Origin of the sequence: Lysinibacillus telephonicus (assembly GCF_039654155.1) — a bacterium.
Classification (GTDB): domain Bacteria; phylum Bacillota; class Bacilli; order Bacillales_A; family Planococcaceae; genus Ureibacillus; species Ureibacillus telephonicus.
Map to the genome: position 1 here is coordinate 1,560,867 of NZ_CP155468.1, position 20,353 is coordinate 1,581,219.

The window sequence follows — 20,353 nt, forward strand, 5'->3', positions numbered from 1 at the left end:
CTCTTTTACTTGGGGGAAATACCTTGAATATGAAATTTTTACAAACTATTTACATATATCTTACAGTTGCTTTATAAAACTAAACTATGCTCTTACTAGAAATAAAGTAGAGGGGTCGTTTGGATTGCGTTTAAGACGCTATATTAAGGTAAAAGACCGATTACTAGTTTTAATGATTGTTTGTATTATTTCGAACAGTATTTTTGCAATTTTTAGTATTGATTATTTAAGGAAAATGGAAAATAATACAGAAATTATGTATGGAGAGAAGCTTCTAGCCGTTAACACAATCTCAGATATTGAAGTTGCTTTTCTTACCGGAGATTCCAATAGATTGAACGAGATTCAAAATTTACTAGAAAATTATAAGTTTGATTCTAAAATGGAATTTTACATAAAAGATTTAAATAGTAGTTTGGAAAGTGAAGATCATAATAAAATAATCACTACAGTACAAGAAATGAAGCAATATGTAATTGATAGGGCAGAAAGTCAAATGGCATCTTATCAAAAGGATATTTCATTTGGATACAAATTATTGGCTAGTGTGTCAGTTGTGATTATTCTAATTATTATTTATTTCAGTATACGGGCTACAAGAGCCGTAAATATACCGACAAGACAGCTAAAAAAATTGCTTAAAGAGGCTGAACAAGGTGATTTTACAAAAACCGCTACATATGATTCCAAGGATGAGCTAGGCGAGGTCATGCTAAGCTACAATCAAATGGCAACGGAAGTGAAGGAACTATTAAGGGTTGTACAAGAAAGTGCTGCTTCAGTAGATGAAGCAAATGACCAATTGCAACGTGCATCAGAAAAAACAACAGAGGCATCAATCCATATTTCACATGATGCTACCGATTTAACAAAAGCTACCATTCGATCAACAGATCAATTAAAAGTTAATACAAATGCACTTCAAGGGATTGCTGAGGGTATAGAAGTTATCGCAGAAGGTATTGAGTATATAGAGAAAACGATTCAACATACCGTATATGAAGCAAATGAAGGGGTTCAATTTGTCAACTTAAATATTGGACAAATGAATGAAATTGAACAAGCCGTAAAGCAAACGAACGATATGATGCAGGTGTTAGTTGCGCATTCAAAAGAAATTGAAAAAGTGGTTCAAATGATTAATGAAATCGGAGAACAAACGAATCTACTAGCATTAAATGCAGCTATTGAAGCAGCAAGAGCCGGGGAATATGGAAAAGGCTTTAGCGTAGTTGCTGACGAGGTTCGTAAACTTTCAGAACAATCAGTTCGATCAACTCGGGTAATCGAGAATATAGTCAAGCAAATTCAAAGCGACACAAAAGAGTCAGTACGTTTCATGGGAGTTGCTATTGAATCTGTCCAAACAGGTCTTGATACTACGAATCAAACAGCTGCAAAATTCCAACAAATCGTATCATCTGTAAATGAAATCGGACCGCATATTGGCGAGGTTTCTTCAACAATAAGCTCAATCACAGAAAGCACAAAAGAAGTTGCTCAAAATTCATTACAATTAAGCGAAGTATCAAAGCAAAATGCATCCAGAATAGAGCAAGTGTCAAAATCAACAAATGATCAGCTGGAAGCAACACGTGAAATGCACGAGGAAATTCAAAAAATTACGAAAAATATTCGTTCATTAACAAGTGCAATTAAGCGATTTACGGTTTAGTTTTTAATATTTTGTTAAAAATTGGTGCATTCATCATGTTCACTCAAATTTTCTATTCATATAGTAATGAATATGAAAACGAATATATTTGGTGGTGAACGAATGGTTAAAATTAGTTTATGTATGATAGTGAAAAATGAGGAAGAAGTTTTACATCAATGCTTAAATAGTGTAAACGATCTTGTGGATGAAATTATAATTGTCGATACTGGCTCAACAGACAAAACGAAGGAAATTGCAAGTCAATTTACAGAAAAGATTTTTGATTTTGAATGGGTTGATGATTTTTCTAAAGCAAGAAATTTTGCCTTTAGTAAAGCAACGATGGATTACATTTTTTGGATGGATGCAGATGATGTTTTGCTAGAAGAGGATCAGATAAAGTTTCAACAATTAAAGGATTCTCTTGCAAATAAAGTGGATGCAGTTTCCATGCTTTATCATATAGCTTTTGATGAATATGATAATCCAACATTTAGTTTTAGAAGAAATCGACTTGTAAAAAGAGCGCGCAATTTTCAATGGTATGGAGCAGTTCACGAATATTTGCAAGTGGGTGGAAATATAATTTCATCAGATGTTGCCATTACACACCGAAAAAAAGATAAATCAATCAATCGACCACAAAGTGATCGGAATTTAAAAATTTATGAGAAACGATTAGAGAAGGGGGAAACATTTACCCCAAGAGATTTATTTTATTATAGTAATGAATTAAAGGATCATGGACAATATGAAAAAGCAATTCAATATTATAATAAATTTTTGTCAGAGGACAAAGGATGGGTAGAGGATAAGATTCGAGCTTGTATTAATTTAGCTGCATGTTATCGAAGTTTAGGTGATGCAGAAAAAGAAATTGATGCACTTTTAAAATCACTTGTATACGATGTACCAAGACCAGAAGTTTCTTGTCGTATGGGCGACTTATATAAAGAGCAAAAACTTTATGAGAAGGCCATTATTTGGTATCATTTAGCAACTAATGTTTCAACAGAAAATATTATGGGATTTAGACAGGAAAGCTATTCAACTTGGTATCCGTATTTACAGTTATGTGTTTGTTATTGGAATATTGGTGAAAAGGAACTTGCTGTTGAATATAATAACAAGGCAAAAGCATATCGACCACATGATCCTGCAGTCCTAAAAAATGAAGAATTCTTTAATAGTTATTTTGCAAATAAATAATTGAAAAAAAGTGTCCAGTATTATCTGGACACTTCAGACTGTTGACAAACGCTTTCATCCTACGTTACTTGTCTCGCTCGTCCGCTCATGAAGGCAACTTCTATTCGCGTCTTCACTCGCCTTCGTGCCTTGGCTGGCAAGCGTTTTCAAGACAGTCTGGATATTCTTTACTTTTTAAGAATTACCTAAAAATACGTGTAGACAAAGTCGATTTTCGACTTTGTCTACACTCTGAAGTGTCCAGTATTATCTGGACACTTTTTTTCATAAATAGTAATTTTAGTGATATTTTGTTGCTTCTCCAGTAAATTTTCATATTTATTGCTATCAAAACTAGTAGAGTAAATCTTACTTAATTATAAAAAAGACTGTAAACAAAATCAGCGTTTATTGATTTTGCCTACAGTCTAAAATGGAGAATCCCGTCTAGTTATTTTATTTATTTTTTTATATATACAACCCATTGTTAAAAGGTTCAATAATCTTCTTTCGAAAATTAGTTTGATGTACGTTCAAATTTGAAAGGATAGTACTTCTATTATTAATAATGTCTGATTCCAACTGTGAAATTTGTTCACTTATATTTTGTTCATCAGTTGAGACCAAGTATTTTTCATGATTAATTGACTTAACAAAATCAAATACTTTAAAGCGATAACCAAAAGCAATAAAAGGAACATTTGCTGCTAATGAAATAAAATTAGCATGTAATTTAAAATTAATAGTAAAGGTGCAATTTTGTAAGATGTCCATCAACTCATACTCATTGTAGAGATTTCGGTCCAAAATCACTTGAGACTTATTATCAAGCTTTGAGTAAAGACGTTCTATAGATGGGAAATCCTGTCTCCAAACAGAAAATAAATAAATAAAGTACCCATTTTCAATGAACTGGTTCAAGCTGACTGCTAATTGATCTTCTACAGTGATTTCATCTTCCCCATAAATATTATTAAAGCTTGTTCCCCAATTCACACCTATAATTTTTTCATTATGTTGAAGAGTAGATTGTAATTTATTTATTTGTTCATTTTTAGAAATTACCTGAGGTTTTAGTAAAAATCCAGGATCTCCGCTTATATGAGCATCCTTTCTAACCCCATACTGTTCTAACACTTTTAATGTTAACGGACCTCTAACACCAGACCAAACACTTTCCATAAAGACCTGTTTAATTTTAGCGCTAAAATTATTTGAAATTAATATTGGAATTTCCACATTATTTTCTAATCGTTCAATATAATCTTTTGGAGCCCAGTCTATACCAGATCCCCAAATCATTATTTTTTTATTTATTGTTAAGCAATTATACAAATACTCAATGATATATGGATGGATTAAGTTTCCATTTCCACTTAGTATGGAACCGCCACCTAAAACAATGAGGTCATACTGATTAGGGGAGACATTTTTTAAATATTTGTGTTCAATATTAACAAAATCAAGCTTGTACGATTCTCCTAATATAGAAAACTGTTGCTTGAATATATCGGCCATTAATTCATCGCCTAAATTTTTATAGCCAATCCATCCAATATAAAGAACCTTTTTCAAACAGTCACTTCCTTAATAAAGAAACTAGTTGTTCTTCTTTGTTGAATTGATTTTTTTTAAACATAAATGCTTATATTCTGTAGCTTTAAAGCTCCCTGAACCCCGAAGAATAAGGTATTCTGTATGACCTTCACCTAATTCAAGACATTTTTCAAAGGAAGCTAGTGCATCAGAGTACTGTTCCTTTTGATATAGGATAAGACCTTTCATAAAATGAAGATCGACATAATCAGGATAAAGGAGAATTGCTTTTTCAATAGCAGGCCAAGCCCCGTCAAAACTATTCATTTCAATTAACATCCCATATTTTAAACGATAAAGTAATGCTGGTGGTTTTAAACCTTGGTAAAGAAAACCTAAAATCGCTTCATTTATATAAAGAAAAGCAGTATTGTACTCCTTTTTTCGGTAATATTCACTTGCTAAATGATATTCAATCCAAGGACTGTGGTTAGGTTGTTCGTATTCTATGAGAAGGGTTTGGAGATTGCGCTGAGACTTATTTTTTTGTTTTGTAATTTCTTCTATATATCCGTAATGATGGATTGGAGCTTTTAGGCTTTCAATTGACTCTGTGACCTCGTTTTTATTAGAAAGCATTGGGGTTTCATGGATTTGATTGTAAAATTTAACCCCTATATGATTTCGAAACAAACGTGGTTGATAATACAAATAGGCTTGTTGCTTCTTAACTGGAAATGTCTCTCCATAATAATTGATAATTGGCATTAACAGCATAGCAGCATTTGTCTTACTAATGCTTTCTATTATCATTTGTTCATTGCCAGCTTCTAATTCTTCGTCTGCATCAAGCCATAAAATCCAATCACCGCTTGCTTTCGATAAACCAAAATTTCTTGCATCTGCAAAATTATTCGTCCATTTAAATGAATAGATGGAAGCCTTGTATTTTTCGCAAATATTAATTGTTTCGTCCGTTGAGCCTGTATCAACGATAATAATCTCTTGAACAAAGTCATTGACGCTTTTTAAGCATTGCTCTATAAATTGCTCTTCATTTTTTACAATCATACATAATGAAATTGTCGGAGCTGTCATTTAGACTTTCACTTCCTTATTCAAAATGTTTGATTGTTCTCTTGGCTTCCAAGGCTTTGGAAGTGGAGATGTAATTTTAATTTTAATTGAGTTTGTATTATGAGAATAGTAGTTTAAAATTTGAGACAAGTTGTTTTGGCATTGAATTTGATTTTCTTCATCTAAAAAAGGATACTTATGCATCAATCTATCTAAACCTTTTAATAACTGAAAAAGTGTATCCGTTTTAGTATGATGAAATGGGTGGAATTCTTCAGGAAACGAAACGATTTGCTTATAAAGTTTATATCGAGAAAAAAGATAGAAATGTATTTTTTCAATTAAAAACAAGGAATGGGTCATTTGATTTTCAGTAAAAGAATCGTTTTGATTAGAATTTTGACCAAAATAATGAGTAATTGATTGTACGAATGACTCTAAAAAATTTATATAATTGATATCACTTTCTTTAACTGTTTCTTTTTTAAAGGTATATTTCTCCTGCAATTAATCTCCCCCTTTCAACTAATAATCTTTTTATAAATTTTCAAGAATGCCTCGTTAAATTTTTACTCTAGGTTATAAGTGTTTTTTATCTTTTTCTAATTTTCCGAAGCAAGAACTACATTTAGTTGGATGATCATGATGTTCAGAACAGTTATGACAACCCGAAAGTAAATTAAGTGTTACAACATCTTCAAGTTTAAGCTGTAGCAATAGTTGAGATTTAATAATGGTACGTAGTGTATTATTTATGCTGTTATTGATTTTTAAATAATCATGGTAGTTTTCTGGGCATGTTTTTAAAAAATATTGAAGTTTTTCACCTTCAGCATTCAAAATATGAGAAAGACCGATTTCTTCTAAAGCAATGGAAGAAAGTAGTAAGTTTATCGTATCACATCGTTCCAATGAAATTTTGGGTGTGATATTAGGGATATTCGGTAAAGACATTTGATTCCTCCTAAATTGATTTATTTATCATTTGGCAAAGTCTGGACCAATAGCATGACAAGGTTTAAAGTGTATTTAAGTTTTTATAATCGTTACTGATTGCTACGAAGATGGATAGAGAGTTTTTCATATGAACAATAAGGATATGCACCAGGTACTGTTTAGTGCAGACTATTACAATGGATCGAATGAAATGAGTTTTAGAATTATTAGGTGAATGACTACATAGGTCCTTTAATAATTTATTAAAGCGTTGTTGATTACGTGCTTGTTTCATATGAAATTTATGACTTAACTATTTGGATTTTAAATTTTATAGAATAATTCAATGTTTTTATTAATTGAGGAACCTCAAATTATATGTTATTAAGAGTAACAAAAAGCTGGATACATTATATGCATCCAGCTTTCAGCGAGTGTTATAAAGCTTGTTATAATTATTTAATTAAATTGTATCTGTAATTTGGTGTACTGACCAAACAATTCCAGAACCAGGTCCACCAATATCTATTCCGATTGTTAAACCATCAGATTCATAGAATAAGCCAATTTGATCTCCTGCATTCAATGCTACTTCTCCTGTTAGAGTAACAGTACCATTTCCGAGAATTGCCCTTAGTGTGAGTATTAATGCGACGTTTACATTTAATACAGGGAATAATCCAGTGATTAAGTCCTCCGCAGTATTAATTCTACGAACAACAAATGCTGGATTAACATCCGGTCCTAAACTTACAGTAAGTGCAGCCGTTGTTGTATAGTTGATTGTTGCTGAAATTGCATATCTTCCAGTTTCAGGGATTGTGTAAGTTCCCGTCGCTGGGTCAAAGTTTTCTCCTGGATAATACGGTGGTGCAACTGTCCAACCGCCAATTTGTGTAGGCCCTGTTACATCACTTAAGGCTGCTGCTTGTGCAGAGAATCCTTCCTCAGCAAATGCAGGCCCAGTCGGCCCAGTAGGTCCAGTTGGCCCAGTCGGCCCAGTTGGCCCAGTCGGTCCAGTCGGTCCAGTCGGTCCAGTCGGCCCAGTAGGTCCAGTCGGCCCAGTCGGTCCAGTCGGTCCAGTCGGCCCAGTAGGTCCAGTAGCACCAGTCGGTCCAGTCGGCCCAGTAGGTCCAGTTGGCCCAGTAGCACCAGCAGGTCCAGTTGGCCCAGTAGCACCAGCAGGTCCAATCGGTCCAGTCGGCCCAGTAGCACCAGCAGGTCCAGTCGGCCCAGTAGGCCCAGTAGGTCCAGTAGGTCCAGTAGCACCAGTCGGTCCAGCAGGCCCAGTAGGTCCAGTCGGCCCAGTAGCACCAGTTGGTCCAGCAGGTCCAGTCGGCCCAGTAGCACCAGCAGGTCCAGTCGGCCCAGTAGGTCCAGTAGCACCAGTCGGTCCAGCAGGTCCAGTCGGCCCAGTAGCACCAGTTGGTCCAGCAGGTCCAGTCGGTCCAGTAGCACCAGCAGGTCCAATCGGTCCAGTCGGCCCAGTAGCACCAGCAGGTCCAGTCGGTCCAGTCGGCCCAGCAGGTCCAGTCGGTCCAGTAGCACCAGTTGGTCCAGCAGGTCCAGTCGGCCCAGCAGGTCCAGTAGCACCAGCAGGTCCAGTCGGCCCAGTAGGTCCAGTCGGCCCAGTAGCACCAGTTGGTCCAGCAGGTCCAGTCGGCCCAGTCGCACCAGCAGGTCCAGTCGGTCCAGCAGGTCCAGTAGCACCAGCAGGTCCAATCGGTCCAGTCGGCCCAGTCGGCCCAGTCGGCCAGTAGCACCAGTTGGTCCAGCAGGTCCAGTCGGCCCAGCAGGTCCAGTAGCACCAGCAGGTCCAGTCGGCCCAGTAGGTCCAGTCGGCCCAGTAGCACCAGTTGGTCCAGCAGGTCCAGTCGGCCCAGTCGCACCAGCAGGTCCAGTCGGTCCAGCAGGTCCAGTAGCACCAGCAGGTCCAATCGGTCCAGTCGGCCCAGTCGGCCCAGTCGGCCCAGTCGGTCCAGCAGGTCCAGTCGGTCCAGCAGGTCCAGTCGGTCCAGCAGGTCCAGTCGGTCCAGCAGGTCCAGTCGGTCCAGCAGGTCCAGTCGGTCCAGCAGGTCCAGTCGGTCCAGCAGGTCCAGTCGCACCAGCAGGTCCAGTCGGTCCAGCAGGTCCAGTCGGTCCAGCAGGTCCAGTTGGTCCAGCAGGTCCAGTCGGTCCAGCAGGTCCAGTCGCACCAGCAGGTCCAGTCGGTCCAGTAGGTCCAGTCGCACCAGCAGGTCCAGTTGGTCCAGCAGGTCCAGTCGCACCAGCAGGTCCAGTTGGTCCAGCAGGTCCAGTCGGTCCAGCAGGTCCAGTTGGCCCAGCAGGTCCAGTCGGTCCAGCAGGTCCAGTCGGTCCAGCAGGTCCAGTCGCACCAGCAGGTCCAGTCGGTCCAGCAGGTCCAGTCGCACCAGCAGGTCCAGTCGGTCCAGTCGGTCCAGCAGGTCCAGTTGGTCCAGCAGGTCCAGTCGGTCCAGCAGGTCCAGTTGGTCCAGCAGGTCCAGTCGGTCCAGCAGGTCCAGTTGGCCCAGCAGGTCCAGTTGGCCCAGCAGGTCCAGTCGGTCCAGTTGGCCCAATTACTCCATTACCAGTCAATTGAGCCACTTGTCTTAATCTATTGTCCAGTAACAATTCCTTCTTTATAGCCATCGAAAGTGTATCTTGAACACTAGAATTCACATCAAGGATGTCATCTAATGTGGCTGGAGGTGTTAAGCCAGGAATTGTCCCCAAAGCATACTGGATTTTTTCTCCCTCAGCATTAAGAATATGTGCTAAACCTATTTCTTCCATCGCAATCGATGCTAACAATAGGTTAATAACAGAATTTCTACTAAGGGTGATTGTTGGGGTAATATTTGGCAAATTCGGTTGAGACATTTCACTTCCCCTTTCTATTAAATTTAGAAAAGAACTCGTTTCGCCTAATTCCTATCGAATCCTCGATAAACCGATCGGCAACGTGTTCTTTAGTAAATTATTCAAATGGTAAAGAAAGGTATAAACACTCGCCCGATTTTCATAATAAATATAAAAAATTCGGTAAAAAGTAATATAAATAGTTGGTTTTCTAGAATAGAAGAAAGATAATTAATATCTATGGTCCCCGAAAATATAATATTCTTGTTAAAGGTTAGGAGAATTTCCTTTAACTTCTGGAGATATGGAGGTTTAATGAAGAAAGAAATAATATGTATTTAAAAGAAAATGAGTAGCAAAAGGGTTATCAATTGGAAGGATACAAAAAGAATGAGTACTACAAGTTTAGTAGAACTCACTCTATCGTGATGTTAAGTATTATATATTACAAGTGATTTCACAATAAGTAACATCGTACTACTTGACTTCAACATTTTGATCGACCTCTATTAGCTATTTGAAATTAACTGAATTATCTGTTTTAATTTAATATCAAGCAATAGTTCTTTTTTAATCGTGGTAGTTATTGTATCTTGAACACTATTATTTATTTTTAAAATATCTTCAAAAGAGGCTCTAGGGGATAGACCAGGAGCTGACCCCAGCGAATATTGTATTTTTTCTCCTTCTGCATTAATGATATGTGCTAAACCTAATTCTTCCATAGCTATTGATGCAAGCAGTAAATTAATAGCATCATCTCGATCAATGGTAATTGCAGGGCTTATATTCGGAATATTTGGTTGAGACATTCAACTCTCCCTCCATAAATTTCATACCAGATATAATGTGTTATATGTAATTTATTTAAATTGGGTGCGCAAAAATGGGTTTTCGCCCAGTTTTACAATTATTTATAGAAAATCTTGAAATCAATTAATTGAAACTTAATGAGATTGGTGGAAAAATATGAACTGGGAGTAGAACAACCAAATTGGAAAAGTAAATAGTTCTAGACAAAATAATACATTAACATTACCTACTAATGAAAAATGATAAAATGAGGGGACTATTTTGAAAAACGTTATTGATTTCATATCGATTAAAAAAAGCAAGCAGAGTGAACAACTTGAAAAAGTGTTTAGAAAAGGGAATTCTTTAAAAAGTCCGATAGAAATAAATAAGCTTGTGGAAGAAAAGTCCCTTGTACTACAAGATCATAAACTTTTTCTTGCCTTTCTCGGATACTTGAGGGAAAGAAAAATTGAACCATCAACTATATTTAAAGATGTTTTAAAATATCCAAAGCATCAATTTGAGCAGAAGTATGAGATGAAGTGGTCTTCAGTTGTTCAGTTTTGTTTTACATTCCTTACAATTTTAAAAGAAAATGACCCAAAACAATATGAATTATTCATTACAAATATTTCGGATAAGTAAACCCAATATATTTTGTTGAAAAATAGTACAAGTTCATATTATATCTATAACTTTTCAATTCCCTATATTGTTCTTTCTACCTATCATTCGTTATAATAATAAAATGGGATTCGAATGTGCGAAACCAATCTTGAAAGGAGTTTCTAGATTCAATGAATGAGGAACAACGACTGGCTAGTCAACAAGTAAAACAACCAAAACCAGAAAAAGATTATAGTAGTTATTTTGAACGAGTAGTTACTGCTCCTTCATTAAAAGAAGCGAAAAAACGTGGGAAAGAAGAAGTAAAGTACCATAAAGACTTCGCCATAGATGAACAATTCAAAGGTATGGGAGTAGGTCGCAAGTTTTATATTCGTACGTACGGATGCCAAATGAATGAACATGATTCAGAAGTAATGGCTGGTATTTTTATGCAGCTAGGTTATGAACCAACAGATCAAATTGATAAAGCTGATGTTGTGCTGTTAAATACTTGTGCAATCCGCGAAAACGCTGAAAATAAAGTATTTGGAGAGCTCGGCTTCCTAGTAAAATATAAGCGTCAAAATCCTGAAATGTTAATCGGCGTTTGTGGCTGTATGTCACAAGAAGAGTCGGTTGTAAATAAAATTTTAACAACATACCAACATGTAGATATGGTATTTGGTACACACAATATTCACCGTTTGCCACATATTCTAAAGGAAGCATATATGTCCAAAGAAATGGTCATCGAAGTTTGGTCAAAAGAAGGAGACGTAATTGAAAACCTTCCGAAACAACGTAATGGTGCCATTAAAGCTTGGGTAAATATTATGTATGGTTGCGATAAATTCTGCACGTATTGTATAGTTCCTTATACACGAGGTAAGGAACGCAGTCGTCGACCAGATGAAATTATCCAGGAAGTACGTGAACTGGCTGCTCAAGGATATCAAGAAATTATGCTTCTTGGTCAAAACGTAAATGCTTACGGAAAAGACTTTACTGATATTGAGTATCGTCTAGGTGATTTAATGGACGAGTTACGTAAAATCGATATCCCAAGAATTCGTTTTACAACAAGCCACCCTCGCGACTTTGATGATCATTTAATCGAAGTATTAGCTAAAGGCGGCAATCTAGTGGAACATATTCATTTGCCGGTTCAATCTGGGTCAAATAAAATTTTAAAGATTATGGCCCGTAAATATACTCGCGAGCACTTCCTAGATTTAGTACGTAAAATCAAAGAAGCAATTCCTAATGTTGCTTTAACAACTGATATTATTGTAGGTTATCCTAATGAAACAGAGGAACAATTCCAGGAAACAATTGACTTATATCGTGAAGTTGGATTCGAAACAGCATTCACGTATATTTATTCTCCTCGTGAAGGAACGCCTGCTGCAAAAATGAATGATAATGTTCCACTAGAAGTTAAAAAAGAGCGTCTTCAACGTTTAAATGCAGTAGTTGAAGAATTTTCATCTGCTGCATTGAAAAAATATGAAGGTCAAGAGGTTGAAGTATTAGTTGAAGGAAGCAGTAAAAAACGTGATGATGTTTTAGCTGGATATACTAGAAGAAATAAATTAGTGAACTTTAAAGGTCCTAAGGAATTAATTGGAAAGATTGTGAAAGTAAAAATACTCGAGGCGAAATCTTACTCTCTACGTGGTGAGTTTGTAGAAGTCGTCAATCGACATGGGGTGGAAGTATAATGACAACAAAGCTTTATACAAAAGATGAAATCGTTGCAAAATCTAAAGAAATTGCACATATGATCGCTAATACAGAAGAAGTTGAATTTTTCAAAAAAGCAGAAGCGCAAATTAATGAAAATCAATTTGTTCGTGAAAAAATTGCTAGCCTTAAAACATTGCAAAAACAAGCTGTAAATTTCCAACATCTTGGAAAAGAAAAAGCTTTAAAATTAATTGAAGAAAAGATTGCAAAAGTTGAAGAAGAAATCGATGCACTACCAATCGTGCAACAATTTAAACAATCTCAAATGGATGTAAACAATTTATTGCAGCTTGTTTCAAATGCTATTGCCAATACTGTGACAACTGAAATTATTGAATCAACAGGCGGCGACCTTTTACGTGGCGAAACAGGTTCAAAAATACGGAATTCTCAACCTGGAAGCTGTTCATAAATTAACATTAAAACTGTCTCATTAGTTTTTATAAAACTTTGAGGCAGTTTTTTTATTTCCATGGGAACACTATTCGCCCATCTTTAATACTATAAGTTGTCAAAACCAATAAAAATCAAAAAAAAATAAATAACAATTCTATTATCTATAGTTAAAATACCTTTTCTTCAAAAATTTAAGAGAAATTTATCCATGACATTTCACCAATTAGGCATGTGCCGCATACTATAGTTCGAAAATGTAAAGGAGGAAAGTACGTTGAAACGTTTGCGTCAAATAGTGACAAAAGCGATTGTCGCGAAGGGTAAAAAACGAGTTGAAAGTAGTGAAGTTATACGCCCGTCCAATGTTCCAACGAGCATTTTAGGTTGCTGGGTAATTAATCATCACTATAATGCAAAGAAAGTAGGCAAATATGTAGAGGTTTCAGGTAAGTTCGATGTGAACGTGTGGTACGCGTATAATAATCACTCAAAAACTGCAGTACACACTGAGACGGTTCAATACAAAGATCGTATAAAACTTCATTACCGTGATGACGATGTTATTGATTCAAATGATTGTCATGTACGTGTATTACAACAGCCAAATTGTATAGAGGCAGTAATTACATCGAATGGGGACTGCTTCAAAGTTGTTATTGAACGCGAATTCTTAGTAGAAGTAGTAGGAGAAACTAAAGTAGTTGTATCGGTTCATCCAATAGAATATGAAGAAGAATGGACATTTGAAGAAGAAAAAGAAGAAAGTTCATCTTCTTCTAGCTCAAGTTCAAGCTCGAGTTCAAGTTCAAGCTCAAGCTCTAGTTCTTCATCAAGTTCAAGCAAATATGACAATATAAGCGACGAATCGTCATCATATCATTAATAAAGTTGAGAGCGCCATCTACTAAAAAGAAGTAGTGAAGTAGGCGCTCTTCTTTAATTTGTGGATAGGAAAGTATAAGTTAGAAGAGTAATCTTTTCTATTATATAAATAAAATTTATTGCATTTTGCACATGCTATCTGGCCTTTCTATGCTGTGATCTGCCCCGGTCAAAAAGCTGGAAAAAAATTTATCGATATTTTATCGATATTGACTTTCAACAACGCACATAGATGTTCAAGTACGACAATACCACATAATGTGGCGCTTTCTAAATAGAGGGGCAAAACGGAGCCTTGCGCTTTTCTAAGTAGGATTCCTCGTTAATTAATAGATTTTTGTTATAATAAAAGATAACTAGTAATACATGTGAGGGAATAAAATGACGACATATACACCAATGATGCAACAATATTTATTAATTAAATCAGAGTACAAAGATGCCTTTCTGTTTTTCAGATTAGGCGACTTTTATGAATTGTTTTTTGATGATGCCATATCCGCATCACAAATTTTAGAAATTACATTAACTAGCCGTGATGCTGGGAGCACGGAGCGTGTTCCGATGTGTGGAGTACCCCATCATTCAGCCCAAGGTTATATTGAGACACTTGTTTCAAAAGGTTATAAAGTAGCAATTTGTGAACAGACAGAAGATCCTAAGCAGGCAAAAGGCGTTGTGAAGAGAGAAGTAATTCAGCTTATTACGCCAGGAACTTTAACAGAGGGAAAAACGATTGACGGGAAATCAAATCATTATATTGCTGCTGCCGAACAATTATCCGAAAATAGCTTTGCATTAGCCTATTTAGATGTTTCAACAGGTGAAACTAACACCTTGTTAGTTGAAGGTGGGACTAAATCCTTGTTGCAGCAATTGATGGCATTTAATATTCGTGAGCTCGTTGTGACAGAGTATCTTCAAGTTTTATTAGCTGAACAAGCAGCCAATTTAGGGATAGTTCTTTCTCTTGAAAATGAAGAGGGGACTGACGAAAATTCAATACAGTATGTAAGCAATTTGCCGAAATCGCTGCAAGGAGCTGCTAAATGTTTATTAAAATATGTTGAACGCACTCAAATGCGCTCACTTACTCATATTCAACCATTTACATATACAGAAACAAAAAAGCTTTTACGAATTGATACGAACTCAAAACGAAATCTAGAGCTGCTTCAGTCAATTCGCGGTGGTGATCAAAAAGGGACTCTTCTGTGGTTGTTAGATGAAACTGTTACAGCAATGGGTGGGCGAAAATTAAAGCAATGGCTGCATCAACCTCTTGCTGATAAGAGTGCAATAGAAGAGCGCCTCTCAATTGTGACAGACATTCTAGATGAATTTTTCATTAGAGACGAATTAAGAGAGCTTCTTAGAAAAGTGTATGATTTAGAACGTTTAGCTGGACGAGTTGCATTTGGCAATGTAGGAGGGCGTGATTTAGCACAGCTACGTGAATCACTGCGCCAAGTACCATCGATTAAAGAACAATTAATCAATAGCAATAAAGCAACTTTGGTGAAGCTCGGTGAAAAACTGGATGAATGTACGGATATCGAGCAGCTCTTATCGAAAGCGATAACTGATCATCCTCCAGTAGCAATTAAAGAGGGGGATGTTATTCGTGAAGGCTATGATGATAAACTTGACGAATTGCGATTTGCGGCGCGCAACGGCAAGGATTGGATTGCCCAATTAGAGCAGAAGGAACGTGAAATTACAGGCATAAAAAACTTGAAAATCGGTTACAATCGGATATTTGGTTACTATATTGAAATTACAAAATCCAATATTGCCAATGCGGATTTAACTCGTTATGAACGAAAACAAACATTAGCAAATGCCGAGCGCTATATTACCGAAGAGTTAAAGGAAAAAGAAGCGGTTATTTTAAATGCAGAAGAACAAAGTTTGGCACTTGAATATGATTTGTTTGTCGAGCTTCGTGAACAATTAAAGCAATATATCCCCCGTGTACAAGAGCTTGCATCTGAAATTAGTGAACTTGATGTTTATATTAGCTTTGCTGTCGTATCGGAAAAATATCGTTTTGTGAAACCAACATTTCATGATGGAAGGGCGTTAAAAATCGTAGGAGGACGCCACCCTGTTGTAGAAAAAATGTTAAATAAACAAATGTATGTTCCAAACGACTGTATACTAACCGATGAAAAAAATATGATGTTAATTACTGGGCCTAATATGTCAGGTAAAAGTACATTTATGAGACAAGTTGCTTTAATTGTCGTGCTTGCACAAATGGGCTGTTATGTTCCAGCTGATGAAGCAGAACTTCCAATAACTGACCAAATTTTCACACGGATAGGTGCGGCAGATGACTTGGTTGCAGGTCAATCAACATTTATGGTAGAAATGCTTGAATCGCAAAATGCAATTATGAACGCAACAGACAAAAGTCTTTTATTGTTTGATGAGATCGGCCGAGGTACTTCAACTTATGACGGAATGGCGTTAGCTCAAGCAATGATGGAATATATTCATGATAAGATTGGTGCAAACACATTATTTTCAACACATTATCACGAGCTAACAGCACTTGAACAACAATTACAGCGCCTTCAAAATGTTCATGTTAGCGCAACGGAACAGGACGGCAAAGTAGTCTTTTTACACAAAGTGAAACAAGGTGCAGCTGATAAGAGCTACGGTGTTCATGTAGCTCAACTTGCAGAAATGCCTGAAGCAATTATTGAACGTGCAAGAGTTTTGCTAGAACAATTCGAATCAAAGGATTGTCAAACTACTAAAGAGGTAAAAGAAGATGCACTTCAATTATCATTATTTGAAGAAATAGAGAAACGTAAGGAAGCACAACTTTCTGCTACAGAAAAAGTTTCACAGGCTGAGTGTGAAGTATTAGAACGACTTGAAAAAATGAATATCATGGGCACATCTCCAATTCAAGCAATTAATGTACTGTATGAGCTGCAACAACTATTGTTAAACAAGAAATAAAGCTTGGCGGATAAAATTAGAAAAATGGTGGATAAAACTCCAAAATTAGCGGATAAAATCCCCAATAAACCAATCAAACAGAACGCAAAGGAGGTTCTTCCAAATGGGAAAAATTCAAATTATGGATGAATGGTTATCAAATAAAATTGCAGCAGGTGAAGTGGTGGAACGACCTTCCTCTGTCGTAAAAGAACTTGTTGAAAATGCCATTGATGCAGGCAGTACATCAATTGAAGTTTTTCTCGAAGAAGCAGGATTAACCTCCATCCAAGTAACAGACAATGGTAGTGGGATGGATGAAGAAGATGCATTAAAGTCATTCTCCCGCCATGCTACATCCAAAATCTCAAAGGAGCAGGATTTGTTTCGCATAAGAACTCTCGGATTTAGAGGTGAGGCATTGGCATCCATTGCATCTGTATCAAAGGTTACATTAAAAACTTCTGATGGAGAAAGCAGTGGGATGGAGCTTCGGCTTGAAGGAGGGCATATTGTTTCTAAGAAACCAACTTCTTTTCGAAGAGGAACTGATATTACAGTTTCGCAACTATTTTTCAATACCCCTGCGAGATTAAAATATTTAAAAACAATTCAAACAGAACTCGGTCATTCAATTGATTATATGAATCGTCTAGCATTGGGTTATCCAGAAATTGCGTTTAAACTTGTACATAATGGGCAAACACTTCTCCAAACAAATGGTCGAGGGAATGTGCAGCAAGTCATCGCAGCAATCTACGGAGTTCAAAATGCAAGAAAAATGATTTCTTTTAATGCTGAATCTAAAGACTATAAAGTACACGGATTTGCCAGCCTACCTGAAGTAACACGAGCTTCAAAAAATTATATGTCTTTATTTGTAAATGGAAGGTGGGTCAAGCATTACTTAGTTCAAAAAGCGATTGTTGATGCATATCATACGTATTTGCCAATCGAACGTTTCCCAATTGTTGTGCTTTATATTGAGGGAGATCCTTATTTGACGGATGTAAACGTTCATCCAGCAAAGCTCCAAATAAGATTAAGTAAAGAGCAAGAGCTGTTGCCACTTATTGAAGATGCAGTTCGCCAAGCGATTCGCTCTGCTATTCATGTTCCGTTGGCAGAAAAGAAAGAGAAGCCAGTACGTGTTCCGAGTGAGCAAATAAATTTTTGGAAACCAACTCCTACCTTTGATGAAACAAAAATGAATCAAATTGTGGAAAAATTAAATGCTCAGCAGTCGGTTGTAAAAGAAACCTCAAAGGAAGTTGAAACAGCAACCAATCCAAAAGATGTGCTCAGTGAGGACATTACTTCTGAGTTTTTGGAACAATGGAATGAAACAGACATAACATTGCCGCATGATGAGAAAAATGAAATGACTTCAACCATTCTTGAGGATAATAAACAGGAATTGGGAGCAACTGTACAAAAGGAAGAAAAAGAACCATTCCCACAGCTTGAAATTGTCGGTCAAATTCATGGTACGTATATCGTTGCGCAAATGGAGGATGGATTTTATTTAATCGACCAGCATGCTGCACAAGAAAGAATTAAGTATGAATATTTCCGCGACAAAGTTGGAGAAGTCAATGCAAATGAACGACAATCTCTTTTGTTGCCGTTAACCTTCCATTATTCAGCTGATGAGGCATTGATATTAAAAGAGAACCTTAGTGCACTTGAAGAAGTTGGAGTTTTTTTAGAGGACTTTGGCCAATCTTCTTTTGTAGTTCGGGAGCATCCAACATGGTTCCCGAAAGGTTTTGAACAGGAAATTATTGAAGAGCTAATTGAACAAGTTCTGAAAACTCGAAAAACCGATGTGAAAAAGTTAAGAGAAGAAGCCGCAATTATGATGAGCTGTAAAAAATCAATTAAAGCAAATTACTTTCTAACAAAGGAACAAATGATCGCATTACTAGAAGATTTGCGAAAAGCTGACAATCCATTTACTTGTCCGCACGGAAGACCTGTTATGATTCACTTTTCAACATATGAAGTTGAGAAAATGTTTAAACGTGTCATGTAACATCCAATAATTCGATAGCAGAAGGAGATATACTCGATGTTTTCATTTAAAGATCGTTCCAAACTATTAAATATCTGCAATAGTTATTCATTTGATGTTCTTGTTATTGGTGGAGGGATTACGGGAGCTGGCATCGCTCTTGATGCTGCTTCTCGTGGTCTTTCAGTTGCGCTTGTTGACATGCAAGATTTTGCTGCTGGTACTTCAAGCCGTTCCACTAAATTAGTTCACGGAGGGCTTCGTTATTTAAAGCAATTTGAAGTTGGATTAGTTGCAGAAGTTGGCAGGGAGCGTCAAATTGTCTATGAAAATGCAGTTCATGTAACAAAACCTGAATGGATGCTCCTTCCTTTGTATAAAGAGGGAACTTTAGGAAAACTAACAACGAAAGCTGCTTTAACAGTTTACGATCGGCTTGCTCAAGTACAAAAAAATGAACGGAGAAAAATGCTTTCTGCAAAAGAAACTCTTCAAAAGGTTCCTTTATTGAAAGAAGAAGGGCTGCTTGGTGCAGGGTACTACGTGGAATATAAAACAGACGATGCAAGATTAACGATAGAAGTATTAAAGAAAGCAGTGGAATACAAGGCTGTTTGTTTGAACTATGCGAGAGTTACTGGCTTTGAATATAAGGGTGCAAAAATAGTAGCAGCAAATGTTCGTGATGAAATCTCGGGTGAACAAATTACTATACATGCACACCAAATTGTTAATGCTGCGGGTCCTTGGGTTGATGAAGTGCGAAAAATGGATAAAATTCATCATAACAAACATATTCGACTTACTAAAGGAATTCATATTGTCATTGATCAATCAAAATTCCCGCTTCAGCAAGCTGTTTATTTTGATACAAAAGATGGCCGTATGGTTTTTGCAATACCTCGTGATGGAAAAACGTATGTTGGAACAACGGACACTTTTTATAATGATGATCCGATTCAGCCTGTTGCAACAAAAGAAGACATAAACTATTTATTAGATGCAATTCAGTATATTTTCCCTAAGGTTCATATTACATCCAGTGATATCGAATCAACTTGGGCAGGTGTACGGCCACTAATTTCTGAAGAGGGTAAGGATCCATCTGAAATTTCTCGCAAGGATGAAATTTGGACTGCTCCTAGCGGATTAATAACAATTGCAGGAGGGAAATTAACCGGCTATCGCCAAATGGCACAAACGATTGTTGATAAAATTGTGAAGAAACATCGGTTTAAACATGCTTCAGAATGTATTACGAAAGAATTGGCATTGTCAGGTGCAAGGGGTTTGAATTCGCTCAATTTTAAAGATTATATTGTAAATAAAGCAAAAGAAGGCGAAATGCTAGGGATTCCGAATCATGAAGCGAAGCAGCTAGTTGAAAGATACGGGACAAATGTCGATGAAGTATTTCAATTTGCTAGATCAGTTATCGATAATAGCGTAAGTCTGCCAATAGCGTTATACGCACAGCTATTATATTCAATTTATCATGAGATGACGATCACCCCTAGTGATTTCTTTATTCGCCGAACTGGCTATCTTTATTTTAATATAGGTTTAGTTGAACGATATAAAATAACAGTAATCGATTTAATGAGCAATATTATCGGCTATTCTGAAAGTGAAAAGGTCTTTTATCAAATGCAGTTAGATCAATTTATTGATGAAGCAAAAAATCAAACAATGTAAGGTGTGAG

General features: G+C 36.8%; 14 protein-coding genes and 1 pseudogene. 9 read left to right on the forward strand and 6 right to left on the reverse strand.

All coding sequences use genetic code 11. The features are described 5' to 3' along the window. The first annotated feature begins 124 nt into the window (after nucleotides 1-124). Entirely contained in the window at nucleotides 125-1,675 is a 1,551-nt protein-coding gene (locus tag MKY04_RS07385) for a methyl-accepting chemotaxis protein (RefSeq protein WP_126294790.1), read from the forward strand. Nucleotides 1,676-1,777: 102 nt separating this feature from the next. Next, on the forward strand, nucleotides 1,778-2,866 hold the full coding sequence (locus tag MKY04_RS07390) for a glycosyltransferase (RefSeq protein WP_346235581.1): 1,089 nt from the start codon (nucleotides 1,778-1,780) through the stop codon (nucleotides 2,864-2,866). Nucleotides 2,867-3,313: 447 nt separating this feature from the next. On the opposite strand, the gene MKY04_RS07395 is transcribed toward MKY04_RS07390, so the two are convergent. The 6 genes and pseudogenes from MKY04_RS07395 to MKY04_RS07425 all read right to left on the reverse strand — a co-directional run bounded on the left by MKY04_RS07395 (nucleotide 3,314) and on the right by MKY04_RS07425 (nucleotide 10,065). Continuing rightward, a complete protein-coding gene (locus MKY04_RS07395; RefSeq protein ID WP_126294791.1) occupies nucleotides 3,314-4,420 on the reverse strand; it encodes a polysaccharide pyruvyl transferase family protein in 1,107 nt (368 codons plus the stop codon). Between the two features lie 24 nt (nucleotides 4,421-4,444). After that, nucleotides 4,445-5,479, reverse strand: a complete 1,035-nt coding sequence (locus tag MKY04_RS07400) for a glycosyltransferase family 2 protein (protein ID WP_126294792.1) — start codon at nucleotides 5,477-5,479, stop codon at nucleotides 4,445-4,447. Continuing rightward, a complete protein-coding gene (locus MKY04_RS07405; protein WP_126294793.1) occupies nucleotides 5,480-5,965 on the reverse strand; it encodes a hypothetical protein in 486 nt (161 codons plus the stop codon). Nucleotides 5,966-6,037: 72 nt separating this feature from the next. Further along, nucleotides 6,038-6,412 carry a hypothetical protein gene (locus tag MKY04_RS07410; protein WP_246020340.1) on the reverse strand — a complete coding sequence of 125 codons (375 nt, stop codon included), beginning with the start codon at nucleotides 6,410-6,412 and terminating at the stop codon, nucleotides 6,038-6,040. Nucleotides 6,413-6,857: 445 nt separating this feature from the next. Beyond that, nucleotides 6,858-9,274: pseudogene (locus tag MKY04_RS07420) on the reverse strand (collagen-like protein). A gap of 488 nt (nucleotides 9,275-9,762) precedes the next feature. Continuing rightward, nucleotides 9,763-10,065, reverse strand: coding sequence for a hypothetical protein (locus MKY04_RS07425; RefSeq protein WP_126294795.1), 303 nt, complete (start codon nucleotides 10,063-10,065; stop codon nucleotides 9,763-9,765). Nucleotides 10,066-10,327: 262 nt separating this feature from the next. Between MKY04_RS07425 and MKY04_RS07430 the strand changes: the two genes are divergently transcribed. From MKY04_RS07430 to MKY04_RS07460, 7 genes are all read left to right on the forward strand, one after another. Then, nucleotides 10,328-10,693, forward strand: a complete 366-nt coding sequence (locus MKY04_RS07430) for a hypothetical protein (RefSeq protein WP_126294796.1) — start codon at nucleotides 10,328-10,330, stop codon at nucleotides 10,691-10,693. A gap of 152 nt (nucleotides 10,694-10,845) precedes the next feature. Beyond that, complete coding sequence (gene miaB, locus MKY04_RS07435; protein ID WP_126294797.1) at nucleotides 10,846-12,378, forward strand: tRNA (N6-isopentenyl adenosine(37)-C2)-methylthiotransferase MiaB; 1,533 nt, start codon at nucleotides 10,846-10,848, stop codon at nucleotides 12,376-12,378. Further along, entirely contained in the window at nucleotides 12,378-12,815 is a 438-nt protein-coding gene (locus MKY04_RS07440) for a RicAFT regulatory complex protein RicA family protein (protein WP_346235582.1), read from the forward strand. The genes miaB and MKY04_RS07440 overlap by 1 nt, the downstream gene beginning before the upstream one ends. Before the next feature lie 258 nt (nucleotides 12,816-13,073). Further along, complete coding sequence (gene cotE / locus MKY04_RS07445; protein WP_126294799.1) at nucleotides 13,074-13,682, forward strand: outer spore coat protein CotE; 609 nt, start codon at nucleotides 13,074-13,076, stop codon at nucleotides 13,680-13,682. Between the two features lie 380 nt (nucleotides 13,683-14,062). Further along, nucleotides 14,063-16,657: a DNA mismatch repair protein MutS gene (gene mutS / locus MKY04_RS07450; protein ID WP_346235583.1), complete on the forward strand. Its 2,595-nt coding sequence runs from the start codon at nucleotides 14,063-14,065 to the stop codon at nucleotides 16,655-16,657. A 103-nt stretch (nucleotides 16,658-16,760) separates the two neighbouring features. Continuing rightward, nucleotides 16,761-18,671: a DNA mismatch repair endonuclease MutL gene (gene mutL / locus MKY04_RS07455; RefSeq protein WP_126294801.1), complete on the forward strand. Its 1,911-nt coding sequence runs from the start codon at nucleotides 16,761-16,763 to the stop codon at nucleotides 18,669-18,671. Between the two features lie 36 nt (nucleotides 18,672-18,707). Continuing rightward, a complete protein-coding gene (locus MKY04_RS07460) occupies nucleotides 18,708-20,345 on the forward strand; it encodes a glycerol-3-phosphate dehydrogenase/oxidase (protein ID WP_126294802.1) in 1,638 nt (545 codons plus the stop codon). The last annotated feature ends 8 nt before the right edge of the window (nucleotides 20,346-20,353 follow it).